At 30.8% G+C, this 22,848-nt stretch carries 16 protein-coding genes and 1 riboswitch; of the genes, 2 read left to right on the top strand and 14 right to left on the bottom strand.

Features of this window, described 5'->3' with window-relative positions:
- The 9 genes from WY13_RS01320 to WY13_RS01285 all read right to left on the bottom strand — a co-directional run bounded on the left by WY13_RS01320 (position 1) and on the right by WY13_RS01285 (position 14,588).
- Positions 1–1,524 carry an HAL/PAL/TAL family ammonia-lyase gene (locus tag WY13_RS01320; RefSeq protein WP_063553915.1) on the bottom strand — a complete coding sequence of 508 codons (1,524 nt, stop codon included), beginning with the start codon at positions 1,522–1,524 and terminating at the stop codon, positions 1–3.
- Between the two features lie 215 nt (positions 1,525–1,739).
- On the bottom strand, positions 1,740–4,559 hold the full coding sequence (locus tag WY13_RS01315; protein WP_063553914.1) for an AAA family ATPase: 2,820 nt from the start codon (positions 4,557–4,559) through the stop codon (positions 1,740–1,742).
- Between the two features lie 105 nt (positions 4,560–4,664).
- Positions 4,665–4,769: riboswitch (SAM riboswitch) on the bottom strand.
- 146 nt (positions 4,770–4,915) lie between these two features.
- Positions 4,916–6,910 carry a methyl-accepting chemotaxis protein gene (locus tag WY13_RS01310; RefSeq protein ID WP_063553913.1) on the bottom strand — a complete coding sequence of 665 codons (1,995 nt, stop codon included), beginning with the start codon at positions 6,908–6,910 and terminating at the stop codon, positions 4,916–4,918.
- A 157-nt stretch (positions 6,911–7,067) separates the two neighbouring features.
- Positions 7,068–7,469 carry a cyclodeaminase/cyclohydrolase family protein gene (locus tag WY13_RS22000; RefSeq protein ID WP_278321758.1) on the bottom strand — a complete coding sequence of 134 codons (402 nt, stop codon included), beginning with the start codon at positions 7,467–7,469 and terminating at the stop codon, positions 7,068–7,070.
- Between the two features lie 38 nt (positions 7,470–7,507).
- A complete protein-coding gene (locus WY13_RS21995; protein ID WP_278321757.1) occupies positions 7,508–7,705 on the bottom strand; it encodes a cyclodeaminase/cyclohydrolase family protein in 198 nt (65 codons plus the stop codon).
- Positions 7,706–7,875: 170 nt separating this feature from the next.
- Entirely contained in the window at positions 7,876–9,279 is a 1,404-nt protein-coding gene (locus WY13_RS01300; protein WP_063553912.1) for an APC family permease, read from the bottom strand.
- A gap of 340 nt (positions 9,280–9,619) precedes the next feature.
- The gene (hutH, locus tag WY13_RS01295; RefSeq protein WP_063553911.1) at positions 9,620–11,143 is read right to left on the bottom strand and encodes a histidine ammonia-lyase; all 1,524 of its coding nucleotides are present in this window, start codon (positions 11,141–11,143) and stop codon (positions 9,620–9,622) included.
- Positions 11,144–11,214: 71 nt separating this feature from the next.
- Positions 11,215–12,468: an imidazolonepropionase gene (gene hutI, locus WY13_RS01290; protein WP_063553910.1), complete on the bottom strand. Its 1,254-nt coding sequence runs from the start codon at positions 12,466–12,468 to the stop codon at positions 11,215–11,217.
- 92 nt (positions 12,469–12,560) lie between these two features.
- Positions 12,561–14,588, bottom strand: a complete 2,028-nt coding sequence (locus WY13_RS01285; protein WP_013238798.1) for a urocanate hydratase — start codon at positions 14,586–14,588, stop codon at positions 12,561–12,563.
- Positions 14,589–14,917: 329 nt separating this feature from the next.
- Here WY13_RS01285 and WY13_RS21625 point away from each other — a divergent pair, with 329 nt between their 5' ends.
- Entirely contained in the window at positions 14,918–16,378 is a 1,461-nt protein-coding gene (locus tag WY13_RS21625; RefSeq protein WP_242866299.1) for an AfsR/SARP family transcriptional regulator, read from the top strand.
- A complete protein-coding gene (locus WY13_RS21620) occupies positions 16,330–17,949 on the top strand; it encodes a tetratricopeptide repeat protein (RefSeq protein ID WP_242866298.1) in 1,620 nt (539 codons plus the stop codon). The genes WY13_RS21625 and WY13_RS21620 overlap by 49 nt, the downstream gene beginning before the upstream one ends.
- Positions 17,950–18,022: 73 nt before the next feature.
- On the opposite strand, the gene WY13_RS21450 is transcribed toward WY13_RS21620, so the two are convergent.
- From WY13_RS21450 to argJ, 5 genes are all read right to left on the bottom strand, one after another.
- Positions 18,023–18,160 carry a hypothetical protein gene (locus WY13_RS21450; RefSeq protein ID WP_204377937.1) on the bottom strand — a complete coding sequence of 46 codons (138 nt, stop codon included), beginning with the start codon at positions 18,158–18,160 and terminating at the stop codon, positions 18,023–18,025.
- A 40-nt stretch (positions 18,161–18,200) separates the two neighbouring features.
- Positions 18,201–19,097, bottom strand: coding sequence for a glutamate formimidoyltransferase (ftcD, locus tag WY13_RS01275; protein ID WP_063553909.1), 897 nt, complete (start codon positions 19,095–19,097; stop codon positions 18,201–18,203).
- Between the two features lie 438 nt (positions 19,098–19,535).
- Positions 19,536–20,708: an aspartate aminotransferase family protein gene (locus WY13_RS01270; RefSeq protein WP_063553908.1), complete on the bottom strand. Its 1,173-nt coding sequence runs from the start codon at positions 20,706–20,708 to the stop codon at positions 19,536–19,538.
- 12 nt (positions 20,709–20,720) lie between these two features.
- Positions 20,721–21,575: an acetylglutamate kinase gene (argB, locus tag WY13_RS01265; RefSeq protein ID WP_063553907.1), complete on the bottom strand. Its 855-nt coding sequence runs from the start codon at positions 21,573–21,575 to the stop codon at positions 20,721–20,723.
- Between the two features lie 37 nt (positions 21,576–21,612).
- The gene (argJ, locus tag WY13_RS01260) at positions 21,613–22,833 is read right to left on the bottom strand and encodes a bifunctional glutamate N-acetyltransferase/amino-acid acetyltransferase ArgJ (protein ID WP_063553906.1); all 1,221 of its coding nucleotides are present in this window, start codon (positions 22,831–22,833) and stop codon (positions 21,613–21,615) included.
- Between the last annotated feature and the right edge of the window lie 15 nt (positions 22,834–22,848).

Raw genomic sequence — 22,848 nt, 5'->3', positions numbered from 1 at the left:
TTATTTATTTATAAATTTTTTTAACATACTAAGCATTTTTCCAGATTTAATGATATTATATGCCTTGTGTATATCAACAGAAATATTTCGGTCTTTATCATAAAATGGAATTTCAGAACGGATTGCCTCATATATGGCTCTACTTCCCTTGCCTAAATCGGGATTTTTTCGAAGATCTACTGCCTGTGACGCATGCATTGCTTCTATTGCCAAAATATATATCAAATCATCTACAATTTTTCGTGTTTTTTGTACTACATATACAGCATTGCATGCGTGATCTTCTATCTCTCCTGCAACAGCAAAGTAATCAGAAGAAGCATTGTTTGAAAGATGTCTAATTTCAGAATCTAAAGAAGTAAATACCTTTTGAATAGTTCCATAACATATAACATCATCAGCTGGTGACAAGAATCTTGGAAGATCTGTAAAAGATGGTGTAGAAAGCTTTATAGTCCTATAACATGAAATTTTAGATACATGACTTAATATAATTCCAAGCATTTCAAAACCTGCAACCCATGTTATGACTTCAAAATTAGAACATGATACAATTCTTCTTTCCTTCGTAATAACACAAGGATTATCATCAGACGTATTTATATGTAATAGTAAATATTTTTCAACATATTCTAAAGCATCTCTTAAAGAACCATGAATATTAGCTGCTCCTCTATAACTTAAAGGATCTTGTAATGCTTTTGGTTTCCTATTTTTATCCCATAGATAACTTCCTCTTAAATATTCTCTTATATTTTTAGCACTTATTGCTTGGCCAGGAAATTTTCTTATTTCGTGAACCTTAGAATCAAGCGGCGAGGTATTTCCATTAAATCCTTCTAGTGACAGAGCATAAACTGCATCTGCAATATCTATTAAATCCTTTATTTGTTTTAATACAAGTACTCCTTCCCCTGCCGAAAGTGCATTGGAGCTAACAATTGCAAGTCCATCTTTAGGCCCTAAAGTAACAGGTTTTAACCCACTTTCTCTAAGTGCTTGTGCTGCAGGCACTTTTTTCCCTTTATAATGCACTTCACCTTCTCCAATCATTGCAAGTCCAATATGGGATAAACAAGTAATGTCCCCTTCTCCAACAGATCCTCTCTCAGGTACTACTGGATGTATCCCAAAATTAAGCATATTCTGGTACATCTTTACTATTGCAGGTTGAATACCCGCTGCTCCTAACAATAAAGGATTCAATCTTACTAACATTACTGCTCTAACTTCTTCTTGACTAGCTTCTGGTAAAAGTCCAAGAGTATGACAATGAATTAAATTGTTATTATACTCGCTAAAAAATTCTTTAAAAACTTTTTTATCTTTATTCCAACCCACACCTGTTGTAAATCCATAAATAGGTATATTGTTATCTGCTAAATCGAAAACTAATTTTCTTGAGCTTTCAACTCTTTTCCAAGCCTCTTCTGAAATTTCAATTTTTGTTCCTTCATAAGCAACTTTAGCTATTTGTTCTGTAGTTAATTTACTACCAGTTATTACAATCTTTTCATTTTCCATTTTTTCACCCCCAAAATAATCATATAAATATAATATTTATATGATTATTTTAGTAATTTATAGTCTAAAAAAAGTCAATATTTATTATTTTCTTTTTACTTTTTTTGTAAAATATCATATATTGGCGCTTTTTATTAATAATTAAATAGTCTATAAACGCTGTCTAAAAAGCAGAAAATAAAAAATAGTTGAAGTTATTTTTAAAATAACTTCAACTATTTTTTACAGGAGAGAATGTCATTTAAATTTTTAGCTTTAGCTCTTCCCCATACAAAGTTTAATTTATCATATAAACTTAAAGCCTTTTTAATATAATTATATGCTTTTTTATAATAGCCTATTTTATATAAAGCTTCACCTGCATTAGTATAAAATATTGGCAAACCTAAATTTACATCTCTTTCTAAACATATATTTATAGCTAACTCATAGTATCTAATAGCTTGGTCATATTGCTTTTTGAGCATCTTACTTTCACCTATAAAATCATAAGCTGCTGCAATATTCAATATATATTTTTCTTTATTTTTTAAATTATCAAATAAACCTATAGCTTCCTTTAATAAACTTTCACCTTCATCAAGTTTTCCATCCATTATTCTTTCATATCCCTTTAATCTTAATATTACTGGAATTTCATCTGTATACTGATGTTCTACTGAAATTTCAATGGCTTTATCAATATAATTTTTCATAAGTGGAAAATTAGCGATATTTATAGAATAATAAATCATTTGTTTGTAACATTGTAAAGTTAGTTTATAATTATTTATCATTATAGAATTATGTATCACATCGTTAATGAAACTAAAACCTTTTTCATATTCTCCTTTTCTGATACAATTTCGTCCTACCATGTAAAAGAATTCCATTTGAACATTTCTTAATTTTTCCTTATCTACATTCGTACTTTTTAAACTTTTAATCATCGAATTTATCTCTTTAAATTTATCTTTAATTTCTTCCTCACTAAACAAATTATCTTGTTCATAACAAGTATTATATAAAATAGGAAAAATCTCATGTTTATTACTAAGATAAATATTTAAATTTTTAATTGTGTACTCTAGTTCTTTTAATTTGTTACCACAACCCCTATAGTGATAAATCAATTTTGAATATAGAGAAAATTTATAGACATTATTCTTTAATTTATTTTCCATAATTACAGCAGCCCGTTTATGCAAAAAACTTTTTTCAACACTAGAAAGCTGAGAATAGACATATTCCCTCATCTTAATATGATTGAATGTAATGCCAACTTCATCATTTAAATAAATTTCTTTTATTAATCCTTTCTTTTCAAGTTCACTAATACTATCTATCATCTCCAGATGATTATCTCCTACTAATTCTTGAATTTCTTCAATTCTAACCATATCAAAAAATATTGATAAAATAGATAATAGCCTTCTAGCTCTATCTGAAATACTATATAACCTAGTTTCTAATATGTCTTGCATCCTAGATGAAATTGTAAATGGTTGCTTTTTATCTTTGAAATTGTTTAAACATTCAACTAAGAAAAACATATTTCCTTCTGTATTTAAATAAATATTATCCAATTCTTCTTTGGAAAATTTATAGTCAGGTAATAAGAGTTTTACAAAACCTATAGTTTCTTCTGTATTTAAAGACTTTATTTCAATTTCATTTATAAGGTTTCTAAATCTTATAAATGAAATAAAATTATTAATTCTTTTATCATATCCATTTCTACAAGTAAAAATGATCATAAACTTTCTATTTTGTAAATTTAACATTATATTTTTTACAAGGGATAAACTCACCTGATCCATCCACTGTACATCATCGAAAAACAATATCATTCTTTTTTTATTACACATACGCTTTATGATATCAATAGCTGCTGATTCTATAGCCTGGTATTTTATCGTATCCCATCTTTCTAACTGTTCTGTGTATTCATAAATATTTTCTATATCAAATGCAGGGAAAACACTTGCAATAATTCTATATACATGCTTTGGTAATTCTATATTTTCACTTGTTAAAATTCCAAATATCTTTTGAAATATAATATTCCAGGGCTTTAAAATATATTCTTCTTCAGCTTGATAACAATTAGCACTGATTACATATAGATCTTCCCAATGTATTTTATTTAAAAATTCATAAACCAATCTAGTTTTTCCTATTCCTGCTTCCCCTTTTATCAATATGGATTTAGCTATATCCTTTTCTATAAAGTTTTTATAGTTGTTCATTAAAATACTCATTTCTTCTTCACGGCCATAAAAGAGCTCTGAATTTCCACAATTGTTGCTATTATCGTTATACATCTTTCTCTTTATAATTTTTTTGTATAACTTATTGGTTTCCTCATCAGGAAATACATCCAATTCATTTTTTAATTTTTGCTTTAAAACATTATATGTATATATTGCTTTTCCATATTCACCTTCCTCTTCATATATACTCATAAGCAACCTATAAGTTTGTTCATTAAAATCATCAGCACAAAATAATTTTTCACAACAATTTTTGGCTCCATTTATATCTTTTACTTTCATAAAACTTTCCGTACATTTGGTAAGTTTATTAATATATTTTTGCTTAAACTGACCTCTTACTCGCAGCATCCATTCTTCAAAAGCTTCTGCATTCTTAACATAAAAGCCTTCCAAAAAGTCCCCCTTATATGCTTTAACAATTTCTAGTTCATTAGAACTATTTTTAGTTTTTTCCTTTATGCCACTTTTGTCTAAAAACCTATAAATGTCACACTGAAATGTAATGCTAGGATTTAATATAAGTAAGGATCGTTTTGGGGACACTATAATCTCCTCATTAAATATTCTTTTTATTGAATAAACAGCATTTCTTAAATTTTTCTTTGCTACACACTCATCCATATTTCCCCACAAAAGATTAGTGACAATTTCCCTTGAAACTTGTTCTTTCACTAACATATAATAAAATAAAGCTTCTGCTTTTTTATAAGGAAAATATATTTTACATTGATCTTTTAAAACCTCCTGTACTCCAAATAAGTTAGCACTAACTATTGTCATATATAATCATCCCTTTTATAAATTGAGATTTTATTACGTAACTTTTTGTGAATTCACAAAAAAACTTCCTATAGAGAAACTATAAGAAGTTTTACACTTTTCAGTTTCTCATCTTTCAGGATTTTACCTGCTGGAATTAGCACCGTTGGACATAAAAGTTCAGGTTGCCGGGTATCATAGGGCCAGTCCCTTAACCACTCTTGATAAGAAATTAAACATTTAATTTTTACTTTTTACTGAAATATTTGTGCATAGTATACACATTTTTATTTTATTTGTCAATAATTTTACACTAACTTTCAATAGTTTCACTAAGTATTATAAAAAATATTTAAAAGTGGTTTTAAAACCAGAGCTTAAATTTTAAATTTTTTAACTATGCTATTTAATTTTTCTGCTAATTCCTCTTCCCTTTCGGCTGTGGATACTATTTTTTCTATATGTGCAGAAGTTTCATCAATATTTCCTCTTATTGTCTCTGCGTTTTCAGAAGCCTTAAATGCATTTTGTGCCATATTTTGTACTACATCATTCATTTGGCTTACAGTAGCGTTTAATTCTTCTGACATAGACGCTACATCATAAGACATCTTATTTAAGAATTCAGCATCCTTGTAATACTTGTCTCCTGTATTTCTGAAAGCTTCTAATTGGGGATCTACATTTTCATGTATAAAATCGAGTATATCATTTCCGTTACCCGAGCAAGACTTAAAAGCTTCATATACCCTTGAAATAGTGCCCTGGATAGCTACAACAGCCTGTGAGGACTGTTCTGCAAGTCTTCTTACCTCTCCTGCTACTACTTCAAATCCTTTGCCTTTTTCCCCTGCTCTAGCTGCTTCTATAGCTGCATTTAATGCCAATAATTCTGTATTTTCTGCTATACTTGCAATGGTATCTGCCATAACTTTTATATTTTCTACTACTTTGATGTCCTCAATTACTTTTAGCATTTTTTCTCGTTTTTCTTCATATATTTTTCTTGTTTTCTCTATGGATTCCCCTGTTTTATTTCGTATATTTACAGCTGTATTTTGAATTTGCTCCGCACTACTACTTCCCTCTACAGCCCTTTCAGATAACTGGTTTACATTTCCACCTATTTCTTCTATGGAAGCACTGATTTCTTCCGATACTGCACTTGTCTCCTGTATGCTGTCTACTATATTTTTCACTGCACTATTCGTAGCTTCAGACTTTAAAGATAACTGCTCTGCAAGCTTAGTTAATTCCGTACTGGATTTATTTATATCATCTGAATCACCTAGTATTTCTTTTACAAGTTGAACCAGTTCCTTATGCATTATATTAAAAGAATTTGATAATTTGCCTATTTCATCTTTATAATTTAGCAGGTAATTGTATTTATCATCATAAGTTAAATCAAACTTAGATATTTTATCTGCCATCTTTGATAGAGACAATATAGGGTTCCCTATTTTTTTACCAAAATATACAGAAACCATAAAAGCCGCAATTATACATAGGGCAATAATTATTATAAAGGATTTCACTAAACTTTGAAGTGATTTAGTAAGTTCGGATACAGGTACTGAAAATCCAACTGTCCAGCTGGTAGATGGTATTTTGGAAGTTACAAAATATTTTTCACCACCATCATAATCTTTTAACTTTACAAAATTACTACTTAAAATATTTTTAAATTGTCCATTCATGACATTATTCACATTTTCAAGTTTCTTTTCCTTAGGCTGAAAATCCTTGCTCGGGTGAATTATAAAATTATTATCATTATCTATTAGAAATCCATAGCTATTATTTATTACCTTTGCTTTTTGAATGATGTTAGTAATTGTTTCCAAATTAATATCACAGGCTAAAGCACCAACTATATTCCCATTTTGAAATATAGGTCTAGCTATAGTTATAACCATTTTTTTTATATCCATATCTAAATAAGGAGAAGAATAGATTATTCCCTTTTTTTCTACAGCTTTCTTGTACCAGTCTCTCTGTGTACAATCATATCCAGCTGGAGGAATCCATCCGCCGGCATCAATATTGCTTTTATCTGCAGCTCCTATATATATGTCTGTAGCAAATTTATTATCCTTTAATTTCTCCTGAAGATAACTGAGCACACTACTTTTTTGTGCAATGCCTATATTTTCTACAGAATCTCCAATTTCATTTACTATTTTCCCCTCGCCATCGAACCATTTATCAATTGCCTCTGCATATTTGTCTGATGAAACTAAAATCCTATCTTTTGCTTGACTAGTAACAACTCTATACGATATGTAATATGTAACTGCAGACGATACCAATAAACTAAAAATGCATATTAATGAAGCAAGTACTACTATTTTTGATTTAATACTTTTCATAAATATTCTCCTATTTTGTTATATTTTTCTTAAATTATTATGCCTATCACAATAAAATGTACTAACTTAAAGCATATGAAAAGACACATTTTTAAAAAGTGTCTTTTCATATACCGAATATTACTACATTACATCATAAATTATTTTAAGTTAAACTTTATTTTAATTTTACCTCTATAATTTCCATAATTTCTTTCTTTTTATCAGTGCTCTTTTTCAACAATTTGCTGCATTCATCCGTCATTTTTTTCTTATAAACTTCATCTTTGATACCCTGAATATTTATCTTTACATTAAGTAGAGCTCCTTCTATTGCCGTCTCCGTCAATGAAGCTGCAACACCAGCATCAGAAATTGCATTTTTATTTCCATAGTTTACTGCTATTGCTATATAAGAATATAATTTATAAGCACTCTTTGCTACTTCAAAAGGTATATTCTGTGCATTTTCATTACCCTTTTTTATAGCTTCTTTTCTAACCTTTATTTCCTCTTCTGTTTTTTTAGGCATCTTGTATGCTTTCATCAAAGATAAAAAAGCATCCGTGTCTTTTTCCATAAAGTTCAAGAAATCTTTTTTGCACAAGCTAACTTCCTCTAAGGAAGTATCAATATTTTTTTTATAGAATCATCATATTCTAAATATTCCTTCTTACCTATAGTCAAATTAAACACCATACTTGCTAGAGCACTAGCCATACTTGCTGAAAGAGCAGCAATGCTTCCCCCACCCGGTGCTGGTGAATTAGAACCCAATTCTTCTATAAAATCTTTTAATTTTAAATCTTGCAGCATATTTTTTCCTCCCTCTATAATCTTTAAATTTCTTTAATATACTAACAATCAACTTTATCTTCCATGTTTATTATAAAAAGGCACATTCTCACTATTTATAAAATGTGCCTTTTATACATTATTTTAATTATATATTACAATTCTTTATTTATACATTAAAAATCTATGCCCTAATTTTTATCTCCAATACAATTATGTTTTTCATCATTCAATATACTGTGTTTCATTCCATAAGCAAAGTATAATAACAAACCTACTCCAGTCCATATAGCAAATCTAATCCAAGTAACACCTGGCAAACTTATCATAAGATATAGACAACATAGTACTGTTAATATTGGTACAAACGGAACCCAAGGGCATTTAAATTTTCTTTCAACATTAGGCAAAGTTTTTCTGAGAACAATTACTCCTATAGATACAAACAAGAAAGCTGATAATGTACCAATATTACATAAATCAATAATTACATCAAGTGGGAAAAGTCCGCATATAACAGCTGTTATAACTCCTGTTATTATAGTACATATACCTGGCGTACTATGTTTCTTGTTTACACTAGAAAATGCTTTAGGCAGTAATCCATCTCTTGCCATAACCATAAATATTCTAACCTGTCCATACAATATTACAAGAATTGTAGAGATCATTCCAACAACTGCACCTACACCAACTAATGCAGAACCCCAATTAATTCCCACTCTAGCCAAAGCAGCTGGAAGTGCATTAGTTATATCTATAGCTTTAAATGGCACCATTCCTGTAAGTACACATGCAACACCTACATATAATACAATAGTTACACCTAAACAAATAGCGAGTCCAATAGGAACATCTCTCTTAGGATTTGCTGTTTCTTCTGCTGCGGTAGATACCGAATCAAAACCTATAAAGGCAAAGAATATAATTGCAGCACCGGACATTACACCTTTCATTCCGTATGGTGCAAAAGGATGATAATTTGCAGGATTTATATGAGTTACACCGATAAATATGAATATAAGTATTACAGCTACTTTTATAGCAACTATAATATTGTTTACTTTAGTACTTTGGGTTACACCCATATACAATATCCATGTTATAGCAGCAACAACTAAAACAGAAGGTAAGTCAACAATTCCGCCTTTAAGTGGAGAAGCGGTAATTGCTGCAGGTAAATTGATACCACAGGATTTTAAAACCCCAACAAAAGTACCAGACCATCCTGAAGCAACTGCTGCTCCAGAAACAAGATATTCGAGCATTAAATTCCATCCGATAATCCATGCTATAATTTCACCAAAAGCAACATAACAATAGGAATAAGTACTTCCAGCAACAGGAAACATAGTAGCAAGTTCTGAATAAGTAAGTCCGCAGAATCCACTTGTAATAGCAGCTATTATAAATGACATTATAACTGCAGGTCCTGCTATTTGAGCCCCTTGTCCTGCAGAAACAAAGACGCCGCTGCCTACTACGGAACCAATTCCTAAGCATGCTAAATCCATATAATTTAGTTCCTTTTTAAGTCCACTCTTTTTTACGGAAACACTAAAATCTTCCACGGTTTTTTTCCTAAATAAATTCACATCTAATCCCCCCATATAATTAGTTTAGTAATTAATTTAAAACATATTTTCAATAACCAAAACGCCTAATAGAAAAGTGGTAGATGAAAATAACACTTTAATAATAACCTCACTCATCGAATATCTTTATTCAAATTTAACGGACTAGCTATATTTTATTGGTGTTAAAAATGTTAAAATTGGATAAACGATTACATTGATAAAAATTTAATTTTCCATAGTATAACATATTACAGCATGATTTGTATAAGGTACTTGATTTATAACTGGACACAAAATGAATTTTATATCCAGTTAATGCCAGCTATAAATTATACCTTTGAAAATATATACACTTATTTTATATTTCTAAGTTTACTTTTTCTTCAACTGCTTTTAGAAGTTCTCCACTTGTTATAAGTTCATCACATTTTTCCAATTCCTTATACATAATTTTATCTTTTTCTATAAAGCTTACTTTATTTCTTACTACATTATATGCTTCCTGAGTACCTTTACCAAGCTTAAGTCCATCTCTAAAATCTATAGCCTGACAAGCAGCCATAAGTTCTGTTGCAACTACTCTTGTTGCATTGTTTACAATTGCTAAACTCTTTCTTGCTGCAATAGTGCCCATACTTACGTGATCTTCTTGATTAGCTGATGAAGAAATAGAATCTACACTAGCTGGATGTGCGAGCACTTTGTTTTCTGATACCAATGCTGCTGCTGCATACTGTGTGATCATAAATCCTGAGTTAAGTCCACCGTTCTTTGCTAAGAAAGGAGGTAAATCATTTAATTGGTAATTAACTAATCTTTCCAGTCTTCTTTCTGATATGTTAGCAACCTCAGACATTGCAATTCCAAGGAAATCAAAACTTAAAGCCATAGGCTGTCCATGAAAATTTCCTCCTGATATTACATCCGCATTGTCAAATATAATAGGATTATCTGTAACGGAATTTATCTCTATTTCTACTTTATCTTTAACATAATTTACAGCATCTTTGCTGGCACCATGAACTTGTGGTACACACCTTAAAGTATAAGCATCCTGTACTCTTAAGTCACCTTGATTAGTCATAAAAGAACTGCCTTCCGTTAGTGCGTTTATATTTTTAGCTGTCTGAATTTGACCTGCATGCGGTCTTAACATATGTGTCCTTAAGTCAAAAGCATCTCTTACTCCTCTTAAAGCTTCTATAGTAAGTGCTGCTGTAATATCACTAACTTTTAAAAGATTTATAGCTTTATACAAAGCTAATGAACCTACTGCAGTCATTACCTGAGTACCATTTATAAGAGCTAAACCTTCTTTAGCTACAAGTTCTACTGTAGCTATTCCTGCCTTTTCCATAGCTTCTTTTCCAGGTAAAATTTCACCTTGGAACTCAGCTTCTCCTTCTCCAAGCATAGGTAATACCATATGTGCTAAAGGTGCTAAATCACCAGAAGCTCCTAAAGAACCCTTTTCCGGTATACATGGGTGTACACATTTATTTAACATATCTAAGAGAGTTTCAAAAACACTAAGTCTTATTCCTGAATATCCTTTAACTAGGTTATTTGCCCTCAATAACATTATTGTCCTTACTACTTCTTTTGGAAACTTTCGCCCAGCACCGCATGAATGGGACATTATTAAGTTTTTCTGAAGTGTTTTACATTCTTCTCCTGATATAGTTACATCAGAAAATTTTCCAAATCCAGTAGTAATTCCATACTTTGTATCATTTCTCTCAACTATGCCATCTACTACTTTTCTTGATTTTTTAATTTTTTCCTTAGCTTCTTCTGTAGCAGAAACCTTATATCCGTTGTATGCAACATTTATAATATCCTCTATAGTAAGATTTTCTCCATTTAAATTAATAGTTTTCATATCTTATATTACCTCCTAATGTCATTATACTAATTTGCTTTCTATAACCTTCTGTTTTTCATCTTTACTTTTTAATATACTAATTGTCCATTTTTTACTACAACTGTACCGTCTTTAACAACTGTATCTACTGCATTTACACCAAAATGATAAATTAAATAATCTAGGTTTTTTGCATTAAATATAGATATATCGGCTTTTTTACCTTTTTCAATACTTCCTATTTCTTTCTCTTTTGAAATTGCAACTGCTGCATTTATAGTCATTGCATTTATTATTTCTTCTGGCAGCATTTTAAGTCCAAAGCATGCAAAAGTCATTGTACTTTGAAGGGATTCTGTAGGAGAAGTGCCAGGATTGCAGTCTGTGGCCAGTGCAACTATAACTCCCTCTTCTATCATTTTCCTTGCTCGTGCAAATTTATTTAACATCAAGTAAAAAGAAGTCGTAGGCAAAAGTACTGCAACTACTTTATTATCTGCCAGTGACTTTATACCTTCGTCAGAAGCTGACACTAAATGTTCCGCAGATACTGCTTTAATCTCACCTGCAAGTTCTGCTGCTGATATGGATTCCACTTCATCTGCATGAATTTTAGCCTTAAATCCAGCTTTCTTGCCTGCTTCTAAAATCTTTCTTGCCTCTTCTACTGAAAATACACCTTTTTCACAAAAGCAGTCAATGAATTCTGCTAAGTTTTGTTCTTTAACATAGGGAATCACCTTATTTATTATAAGATCTATGTATCCATCCCTGTTATCTTTAAATTCTTCTGGAACTGCATGAGCACCTAGATAAGTAGAAACTATGCTAATTGGGTGTTCTTCATTTAAATTTTTATTTACATTCAGCATTTTTATTTCATTTTCAAAATCAAGTCCATAACCTGACTTACTCTCAACAGTAGTAGTTCCATGTAAAAGCATTAAATCCAATCTCTTTTTAGTTTCACTTTGGATTTTCTCAAGAGAAGTATTTCTCACACTGTTTACAGTGCTTAATATTCCTCCTCCAGCTTTCAATATATCTATATATTTTACATTTTTCAGCTTCAAAGATAGTTCAAATTCCCTTGACCCTGCATATACTACATGGGTATGGCTGTCTACAAGACCTGGCGTAACAGTTTTACCTTTTCCGTCTATTACAACTTCACGGTCATTTAAATACTTTTTGTATCCATCGCCGCTGCCGACATCTACTATTGTATCATTGTCTGCAACTATATATCCATTTTTAATTATATGTGCATCTTTTAACTTTTCCTTTGTTTTTGGATAACTGCCGGCACAAGTTACAAGGCAATCTATATCTTTAATTATCATACTAATTCCCTCCCTTCAAAAATTCTATCCTATGGTATCAGGTGGAGTGAAAACTCCATCTGATGCCAAGAACTCTGTTTATAAAAGTACTTTTACTTTTGAAAATACTTGCTTACTGCTTTCTTTACATCTTCCTCATTTGTTAAATATGGAAGGGTTACATGGTCTGTTCCCTTATTATTTTTATTGAATTCTACTACTGTTTCAATAGCATGCTCATTTCTTGCCCAAGAACGTCTTGAAACACCACTCATTACATCCCAGCTTAAAGCTGATTTTATTATTTCATCTGCTTTATGACTTCCATCAAGTATAAGTCCAAAGCCTCCGTTTATAGATTTACCTATACCAACGCCGCCTCCATTGTGGAGTGCAACTAAACTCATTCCCCTTGCTGCATTTCCTGCATAACACTGGACAGCCATATCTGCCATTACATTACTTCCATCTTTAATATTTGAAGTCTCTCTAAATGGAGAGTCTGTTCCACTTACATCATGGTGGTCTCTTCCCATCATTACAGGTCCAATTTCACCTTTTCTTACCATTTCATTAAACTTAAGTGCAATATTTATTCTTCCAGTTGCATCCTGATATAGTATCCTCGCCTGAGTTCCAACTACCAATTTATTCTTTTCTGCATCCTTTATCCAGTTATAGTTATCTCTATCCTGGTATCTTCTATTTGGATCTATACATTCCATAGCAGCTTTATCTGTTTTTATTAAATCTTCACTCTTTCCACTTAAGCATACCCATCTAAATGGTCCATATCCGTAGTCAAACAGTTGAGGTCCCATTATATCCTCTACATAGGAAGGGAATATGAATCCATCCTTTTCATCTATTCCATTTTTTGATATTTCTTTAACTCCTGCATCATATACTGCTTTCATAAAGGAATTTCCATAGTCAAAGAAATATGTTCCCTTATCTACAAGAGCTTTTATTAATTCAAAATGTCTTCTCAAGCTCTTGTCTACTAATTTATCAAATTTTTCTCTATCTTCTGCAAGAAGTCTTGTCCTTTCTTCAAAGCTAATTCCCTGAGGACAGTATCCACCTTCATATACGGCATGACAGGAAGTCTGGTCTGACAATAACTCTACTTTTATATTATTTTTAACTACGTATTCCAGCAAATCTACTATATTTCCATGGTATGCAATGGACATAGGTTCTTTTTTCTCCATGTATTCCTTTGCAACCTTAAATATTCTATCAAGGTCAGAAGATGATTCTTTTACCCATCCTTGATTAAGCCTTGTGTCAATTCTAGACTGGTCTACTTCTGCTATTATGCCTACTCCATTTGCTATTTCTATAGCCTTTGGCTGAGCTCCACTCATTCCTCCAAGACCTGAAGTTATAAATAAATGTCCTCTCAAGTCTCCATCATTCGGAATACCAAGCTTCATCCTACCTGCATTAAGTAATGTATTAAATGTACCATGAACTATGCCCTGTGGTCCTATATACATCCATCCTCCTGCAGTCATCTGTCCATAGTTTGCAACTCCCATTTCCTCTGCTATTTCCCAATCCTTTTGATTATCGAACATTCCAACCATCATGGCATTTGTTATTATTACTCTAGGTGCTTCTGGTTTTGATTTGAACAGTCCAAGTGGATGTCCTGATTCAACTACCAAAGTTTGATCTTGAGTCATAACTTCCAAGTATTTTTTTATAAGTCTATACTGCATCCAGTTCTGACAAACGCTTCCTGTCTCTCCATAAGTAACTAATTCATATGGATAAAGAGCTACTTCAAAATCTAAGTTATTTTCTATCATAACTTGGAAGGCTTTACCTTCTGTACATTTTCCCTTATACTCGTCTATAGGTTTTCCATGTATTCTTCCTTCAGGTCTGAATCTATATCCATAAATTCTTCCCCTTGTGGTAAGCTCTTCTAAAAATTCTGGTATTAATTGTTCATGGTATTTAGGTGGTATATACCTTAGAGCATTTTTTAAAGCAATTTCCGTCTGGGATTGTGTCAAATTGAATCCTCTATCCGGTGCCCTTCTTATGCCTTCTACAAATTTTGGCATTTCAGGTAATTCATCATCTAGTTTTACAGTCATAGCTTCACTAACATCAATGTTCTTAATCATATCATGTCCTCCTATGTTAAATGTAATAATTTCATTATATTTAAACTATTTGTAATATAAAAAATTTAATGAAATCTATCTTTGTTTATATAATAAAACGTTTACGTCTTTAAAAAGTCAAATTTGTCTACAATATAAAAAAAATATTTTTAAATATTTTTATATTGTAGACGTTAGATCATTTTTTAGTTTCAACTTTTTCTAATCATTATGAACAAAATTTAATTTATCAATGGAAATTTACGCTGATATTGTATTATAATATAATACATATACTAAATGATTATATAGTATATACTAGGTTGAGGAGTTACGAAAGAAGGGATATATTGAACATTATATACGTAAAAATGTTTGGAAATTTTAATGTAACTATAGACAATGAAAAAATTTTGTTCCCATATAACAAAGTACAAGCTCTTTTTTGTTATTTAATTATTAATAAAGAATGTACAAGAGAAAAGCTAGCTGGTCTTCTATGGCCAGAAGAAGAAGAAAACATAGCAAAAAAGAATTTAAGAAATGCTATTTATAAAATAAAAAAAGCCTTTAACTTAGAAGTATTAATATCGCCAAGGAAGTCAACAGTTATGATAAATCCCAATATAGAAATAAAAACGGATATAGATAATTTCTTGAGTAATAAAGATGATTTAAATACATATAAGGGACACTTTTTAACTGGTTTTTATGTAAAAAATGCAGAAACTTTTCAAACTTGGGTGATAGAAACTAGGGAACATTTCCAGCAAATATATACAAATAGACTAAAAGAAAATATATCTATTGAAAAGGAAAACAAAAACTACAATAAAGTAGAAAACTACTGTAAAATGCTCATAAAAATGGATGAGTTTGATGAAGAATCATACAGAGAGCTTATGAAAAGTTTAAAAAATAACAATAAGTGCAATAAAGCTGTAGAAGTATATCACAAACTTTCAGAAATTTTAAACAAAGAATTAGATGTAGAACCACAGCCAGCTACAAAAAAATTATTTAACGAAATATTAAATGAAATAAGTCTTACAAATTGCAGTTTAAAATCAAAAGAATTCTTTTTTGGAAGGTATGAAGAACTAAAATGTTTAGAAGCTGCTTACCTAAAATTTAAAAATGAAATACAAGCAAAATCTATTCTGATACTAGGCGAAGCTGGCATTGGTAAAACAAAACTTAAAGAAAAGTTCTTAGAAGGCATTTCTCAAAATGATATATTTATCTTAGAAACCTCCTGTTATCCCCTTGAAAAGGACTACATATTAAAGCCTTGGAATAATATTATACTAAAATTATCAAAAATAATAAGAACTACTAATATAAGTATACCTCTATCTTGTGAAAACATAATAGCTAGCTTTTTTCCTGAGTTTAGCAAAAACTATTCGGGTAATTTGAAACTTATTGAAAGCAATAATTTGAAATATGAAATAATAGGAAATGCTCTAGGAGATATACTGAGGATAGTTAGTTCTCATAAAAAAATAATGTTAGTTTTTGAAGATATTCAATGGTTGGATTCAATGAGTCTATCTCTTTTAAATAGTATACTCTTAAGTGAATCTAAAAATATAATTTTAATCTGTACCTGTAGAAATGAATACAATGAAGATCTGGATAAATTCATGACTTCCATGAATAGATATAACAAATTAAATACACTTAAACTAGAGAGGCTCAGTCACATAGAAACAGAAGATTTCATAAAAAAGCACTACCTAACTACAATTTGTCTAAAAAAATGGCAAATAAAATATACAGCGAGACAGAAGGAAATCTATTCTTTTTAACTGAATACATGAATATAATAAAATCCAATGGAAATATAAACTTAATGTCCTCTAAAATGCAAGATATATTAAGGAGCAGATATTTGGACGTCTCTGAGGAAGGGAGAAAGATTTTAAACATATGTTCTATGTTCTTTGACGAAGTGCCCCTTAACATATTAGCTAGCATTATTGACAAGGATGAACTTGAAATAATTGATGTGGTTGAAGAATTGGAAAACAAATTTATACTTAAAGAAATACTAAATGACGATAATATAAACTTAAAGTTTACCCACCAAAAATTTAGAGAGTTCATATACTCAAACCAGTCTATGGCTAGAAAAAAAATTTTACATAATAAAATAGGTGAACTTTTGGAGAGAAATCTCCTTAAAGATAAAAATAATCTAAATACCTACTATAAATTAATATATCATTTTTCAAATTCCAATAATCGAATTAAGGAACTAACATACAGGATGAAAAATCTGAATATATATCTTAGTTTCAGCCATGAACTCTTTCCTGTACTTCATTATGGCGAAAACAAATACAACGATTTCTACTTTAGTGATGAAAAAACTTTGAAAAGTTTAGAGAAAGTGGAAAAACTCTTAAATAAAGTTGAGAATCAAAGCAGGTCCAAGGAAACTGTAGATTTAGAAATAACATTCTTACTTATGAAGGGAAGATATTTAATTAAAATAGGAGAGTACGAAAATGGAACTTCCATAATAAAAAATATGATAGATAAAGCTCTTAATATAGATGCTCTTAGTTATGCCATCGAAGGTTATAAACAAATGATTTATTATTGTATTCAAACTTATAATGTAGAAAACATGATTATGTACATAAATCTAGCACTTTCCATTGCTAAAGAACAAAACTATGAGGATGAAAAAGCCATAATATTAAAATTAAAAGCTCTTTATAATAATATGTGTGGAAATTATAAGGAAGCAGAAAAACTGTTAAACGAATCAATAAATATATTTACTAGAAATACAATAACATCGGACAAGTATGTACTTAACATAGCTGCTTGTTACAATTATATAGGTGAAATTAGGAGACACTCCCTAGAGTTTTCTAAAGCTATTTGCTACTATGATAAGGCCATTAAAATATGTGAAGGTAAAGGTGTTATGTCCAGCACTGCTATATTTAGTATAAATGCAGGTGAAACAGCCTTTGACATGGGAAATTATGCTGCTGCAAATGAGTACTTTAAAAGATCTCTTAATATATACAAGCATTTCGATTTAGTTTGGGGACGTTCCATAGCTGAAGCTTTTATGGCTTTATTGAAAATAAATGAGAAAGATTATACTAAAGCTTTAAGCTATTTAAAAGATGCCCATACTCATTCTGAAATGTTAAAGAGCCCTCATGAAATAGGCCTAGTTTATCGAGTAAAAGCTAAAATAAGTACACAACTTAAGGAAAATAAGAAATTAAATAGTATATTCAAAGAATATCTTCCTAAAGATGCAAAAACCTATTGTGATATGGGTATTGCCTATTTAAAAAAATCTTTAGATAACTATGAAATTGGCGTACTTATGAAATTAGAGGAGAAAATTTAATTTACATTATGGAAATATAACTGCAGTTGGTTGTTTTCAAGCAAAACTCAACTGCAGCCTTTTAAGTTAAAGTTTATCCGATGACTACCTGCTCTAATACTTCCACTTCCACAAGTGGAAGTAAAGAGCAGCTACGTCCCTGGATAACGATTTCTCCTAAAGGATAACGTATTCTAAGTGCTGAAGCACTAAGAATACTGTTAATAAGCATCAGGTGGAGTTAAAACTCCATCTGATGCCAAGAACTCTGTTTATTCACTTAGTCTAGATTCAAGTACTTGATCTACACTAAAATTTTCTATTTGAAGGTAATACTCTGCACAATCTAACAGAGCTTTCATAGGAACTAAACCTATAACTTCGCTTCCTACAATAGGTACTCCATATCTTTTAGCTTCCATTCTAACCATTTCCTGTGCAGTATATATAGGAGTCTTTTCATAGTTTACTAGGTTCATAGATACCTGAACTATATTCCTTTCAGTTACCTTTACTCCTACAGCCTTAACATATCTTAATCCTCCACCTATGTATCTTATTTTTCTAGCAATAGCATTGGCTATTTCTATGTTATCTGTACCTAAATTTACATTATATGCTATAAGTGGAAATCTAGCTCCTATAACTGTAGCTCCGCTTTTTACATTCATCTCACAAGGGCCAAAATCTGGTTTCCATTCAGGCTGTTTTATTTTTTCAAAGAATCCCTCATATTGTCCTTTTCTAATAGCAGCTAAATTTCTTCTCTCTTCAGATGTAGCTGCATCTTCGTATAAGTAAACTGGGATTTTCAATTCTTCCCCTACTCTTTTTCCAAGTTTTTTAGAAATTTCAACACATTCTTCTGTAGTGACATCTTTAATAGGTATAAATGGAACTACATCAGTAGCTCCCATTCTAGGATGGGCACCTTGATGATTTCTCATATCAATAAGCTCAGCAGCTTTTTTTATAAGTTTAAATGCTGCTTCTTCTACTTCTTCTGGTCCGCCCAATAAAGTTACTACAGATCTATTATGGTCTTTATCTGATGAATAATCTAAAAGTTTAACACCTTCAGTTTTCCTAACTTCATCTACAATGCTTTCTATTATTTCTTTATTTCTTCCCTCACTAAAATTTGGAACACATTCTACCAACTTTGACATATCAATTGCCTCCTTAAATTTACTGTAGATTATTTTCATTTGATATTTGTAATTATAAATTAAATACATCTTTAAAACGTCTACAAACAATTTAATATTTAATATTTATAGAGATTTCTTTAGACGCTATTAGAGTTCTTTATATATTACTGTATAAAAAATATGCTGCTGTAAAATAATTTTACAGCAGCATAAACAGAGTTCTTGGTTTCAGATGGAATTTTTTTCTCCATCTGAAACTTATTAACAGGATTCTTAGTGCTTTAGCACTTAGAAGGCGTTATCCTTTAGGGAAAATCGTTATCCAGGGGCGTAGCAGCCGTTATCCCCCCACTTTATAAGAAAAGCAGATATCCCAAATCTTTGATTTGGTGATAGTCGCTTTCGCTGTGTGCGATGGGGGGATTACGGCTGGTAGCCATCGGATAAAAATACAAATTACATACTCTCTATAACTTCATAAAGTATATTAAGTCCTTTTTCCAATTCTTCTTCTGATATCACAAGTGGAGGAAGAAGCCTTATTACATTTGGTCCTGCAGTTAAAACAAGAAGTCCTTTTTCTAGTACCTTTTTCTGTACCTTTGAAGATTCTCCTTTAATTTCTACTCCAATCATTAGTCCTATTCCTCGTACTTCTACTACATTTTTAGAAGGTTTATTTTTAAAGTATTCCTTGACAAATCGTCCTTTCTCACTTACTTTATCCAAGAAACCTTCTTTGCTAATTGTATTTAAAACTTCTATAGCACCTGCTGTACAAACTGGATTTCCTCCAAACGTAGATCCATGATCTCCATATTTAAAGGTATCCTTTAGCTTTTCATTGCAGAGTACAGCACCCATAGGAAGACCTCCTCCAAGAGCTTTTGCTGTAGATACGATATCAGGATGTACATCATAATTATTAAAACCATACATTTTTCCAGTTCTGCCTATACCACACTGTACTTCATCACATATAACTAAAATATCATTCTTTTTGCTGATTTCAAATACTTTGCTTACAAATTCCTTACTTAGAGGATTTACTCCACCTTCACCTTGAACAGCTTCTATCATAATAGCACAGCAAGTAGAATCAATAGTATCTTCTAGTGACTTAACATCAACGTCAGTATACTTGAATCCTTCTGTAAAAGGATAAAAATAATTATGAAATTTTTCTTGTCCAGTTGCTTCTAGTGTAGTTATAGTTCTACCATGAAAACTCTTATTTAATGTAATTATGGTAGATCTACCTTTCCCATATTTATCAAAGCTATATTTTCTCGCAAGTTTTATAGCTCCTTCATTGGCTTCTGCTCCTGAATTGCAGAAAAATACCTTGCTCATTTTTGAAAGCTCTGTAAATTTCTTGGCAAGTTCAAGTACAGGAATATTTAAAAATATATTAGAAGTATGTGGTATTTTCTCAAGCTGGTTCTCTACAGCCTTTATCCAATTTTCATTTCCATAGCCTAGTGACATTACTCCAATACCTGATGTAAAATCCAAGTATTCCTTATCTGAAGTATCATATACCTTACATCCTTTTCCATGAGTAAATACTACAGGAAGATGATTATAGGTATTCATAAGATATTCCTTTGCGTAATCTAAATAATTCATATTTTTTCCTCCTTAATAAATCATAGTTCCTATACCTTGCTTAGAAAATAATTCTACTAAAAGACAGTGAGGTACTCTACCATCAATAATATGTGCACTTTTAACCCCTGATTTTATAGCTTCAACACAGCAGTTTATCTTAGGAAGCATTCCACCTTTTATAATATTATTTTCATATAGTTTTGAAATATCTTTTAATTTAAGTTCTGAAATAAGTGTAGAAGAATCCTTTATATCTGTCATAACTCCTGGTACATCCGTAAGCAATATTAAATTTTGTGCTTTTAGTGCAGAAGCTATTTTATAGCTGCAGGTATCTGCATTTATGTTATAGACACCTTCATTATCATTTGCAAGTGCTACACTGCTTATTACAGGAATATAGCCGCTGTCTATAGAGTTTTTAATTACTTCAGTATTTATTTCAGTTATTTCTCCAACTCTTCCTAAGTCTACTTTTTGGCAAAGTTTTTTAGCTTTTATCATGGACCCATCCATTCCACAGAGACCTATAGCTTTTCCACCATAGCTTTGAATTAATTTAACAAGGTCTTTATTTATTTTTCCGCTTAAAACCATCTGTACTATATCCATAGTTTCATCATCTGTATATCTAAGTCCGTCTATAAATACACTTTCCTTATTTAATTTCTTTAAATAAGATGAAATAAAAGGACCTCCTCCATGGACTACTACTAAATTTATTCCCACACATTTCATAAGTACTAAGTCATTTATAACATATTTTTTAAGTTCCTCATCTATCATTGCATTACCGCCATATTTGACAACTATTGTTTTTCCTCTATATTTTTGAATATATGGCAGTGATTCTGCTAAAATTTTAGCCACTTCATTATAATTCAACTCCCGTGCCCCCTGTGCATTATAATAATTTTATTATTTAAGACATATACTCTCCATTAATTTTCACATAATCATAGGTTAGATCGCATCCCCAACAACACACATTATAATTACCTGAATTAAAGTTTATAATTATATCTATTACGTCTTCTGATAATATATCAGTTGCTTCTTTCACTGAAAATGGAACAGGTTCTCCTTTTTCAAATACTAAAACGCTCCCTTTTTTACTTTCCATTGTTACCTGAATCTTGTTTATATCAAATTCAACTCCTGAATATCCTATGGCATCAAGTATTCTGCCCCAATTTGCATTGCATCCAAATAAAGCTGTTTTTACTAAATTAGAGCATATTACGGATTTACCAAGTATCTCACCTTTTTCTTCGCTAGAAACATTTAGTACTTTACATTCTATTAATTTAGTAGCACCCTCTCCATCTTTTGCAATCATTCTAGCTACTTCAACATTTAATTTTTTAAGTGCCTGTAAAAATAATTTGTAATCCTCATTTTCTTCATTTATAAGTGGATTTTCAGCCAATCCATTTGCAAGTATAACAACCATATCGTTGGTTGAAGTATCTCCATCTACTGAAACCCTGTTATAACTTATCCGTACACTCTCTTTCAAAGCCTTATCTAAAAGATCTGGATCTATATTTACATCTGTAGTTATAAAAGAAAGCATGGTTCCCATATTAGGATGTATCATTCCTGATCCTTTGGCCATAACACCAATAGTTACTGTCTTTCCTCCAAGTTCTAATTTTATGGCTATAGTTTTTTGAAAAGTATCTGTAGTCATTATAGCTTTGGATGCATCTTTATATCCATCTTTATCTAATTTTTTAACCAAATCCGGTACTGCATTTTTTATAGCTTCAATATTTAATTTAACTCCTATAATGCCAGTAGATGCTACAAGTACATCTTCTTTTTCAATCTTAAGTTCTCTTGCTACATATTCACACATCTCTTCTGCATTTTTTAATCCTTCTTCACCAGTACAAGTATTGGCATTTCCACTATTTGCAATCACAGCCTGTGCTCTTTTGTTTTCCATGTGCTTTTTAGTAACTATAAGTGGAGCTCCTTTAACTATATTCTTTGTATAAACTCCTGCTGAATTACAAGGACTAATTGATTTTATAAGAGCCAAGTCCTTTGAATTTCTTTTTTTAATACCACAGCTAATCCCTGCAGATACAAATCCTTTTGGAGAAGTAACCCCTCCTTCTATAATTTCAAAATTCATCCTAATATCCTCCTT

Source organism: Clostridium ljungdahlii (assembly GCF_001636845.1).
GTDB classification, from domain to species: domain Bacteria; phylum Bacillota; class Clostridia; order Clostridiales; family Clostridiaceae; genus Clostridium_B; species Clostridium_B ljungdahlii_A.
The sequence above is the reverse complement of the archived record's forward strand: the minus strand, read 5'-3'. Positions and strand labels throughout refer to the sequence as shown.

Excerpts from the sequence above, each read along its gene's own strand:
- WY13_RS22000 (WP_278321758.1), bottom strand. The coding sequence starts at position 7,469 with ATGGAAAAAGACACGGATGCTTTTTTATCTTTGATGAAAGCATACAAG.
- argJ (WP_063553906.1), bottom strand. The coding sequence starts at position 22,833 with ATGAATTTTGAAATTATAGAAGGAGGGGTTACTTCTCCAAAAGGATTT.
- WY13_RS21450 (WP_204377937.1), bottom strand. The coding sequence starts at position 18,160 with ATGCTTATTAACAGTATTCTTAGTGCTTCAGCACTTAGAATACGTTAT.
- hutH (WP_063553911.1), bottom strand. The coding sequence starts at position 11,143 with ATGAAAACTATTAATTTAAATGGAGAAAATCTTACTATAGAGGATATT.
- WY13_RS01310 (WP_063553913.1), bottom strand. The coding sequence starts at position 6,910 with ATGAAAAGTATTAAATCAAAAATAGTAGTACTTGCTTCATTAATATGC.
- ftcD (WP_063553909.1), bottom strand. The coding sequence starts at position 19,097 with ATGTCAAAGTTGGTAGAATGTGTTCCAAATTTTAGTGAGGGAAGAAAT.
- WY13_RS01285 (WP_013238798.1), bottom strand. The coding sequence starts at position 14,588 with ATGATTAAGAACATTGATGTTAGTGAAGCTATGACTGTAAAACTAGAT.
- WY13_RS21995 (WP_278321757.1), bottom strand. The coding sequence starts at position 7,705 with ATGCTGCAAGATTTAAAATTAAAAGATTTTATAGAAGAATTGGGTTCT.
- WY13_RS01320 (WP_063553915.1), bottom strand. The coding sequence starts at position 1,524 with ATGGAAAATGAAAAGATTGTAATAACTGGTAGTAAATTAACTACAGAA.
- WY13_RS01315 (WP_063553914.1), bottom strand. The coding sequence starts at position 4,559 with ATGACAATAGTTAGTGCTAACTTATTTGGAGTACAGGAGGTTTTAAAA.
- WY13_RS01270 (WP_063553908.1), bottom strand. The coding sequence starts at position 20,708 with ATGAATTATTTAGATTACGCAAAGGAATATCTTATGAATACCTATAAT.
- WY13_RS21620 (WP_242866298.1), top strand. The coding sequence starts at position 16,330 with ATGGCAAATAAAATATACAGCGAGACAGAAGGAAATCTATTCTTTTTA.
- hutI (WP_063553910.1), bottom strand. The coding sequence starts at position 12,468 with ATGATAATTAAAGATATAGATTGCCTTGTAACTTGTGCCGGCAGTTAT.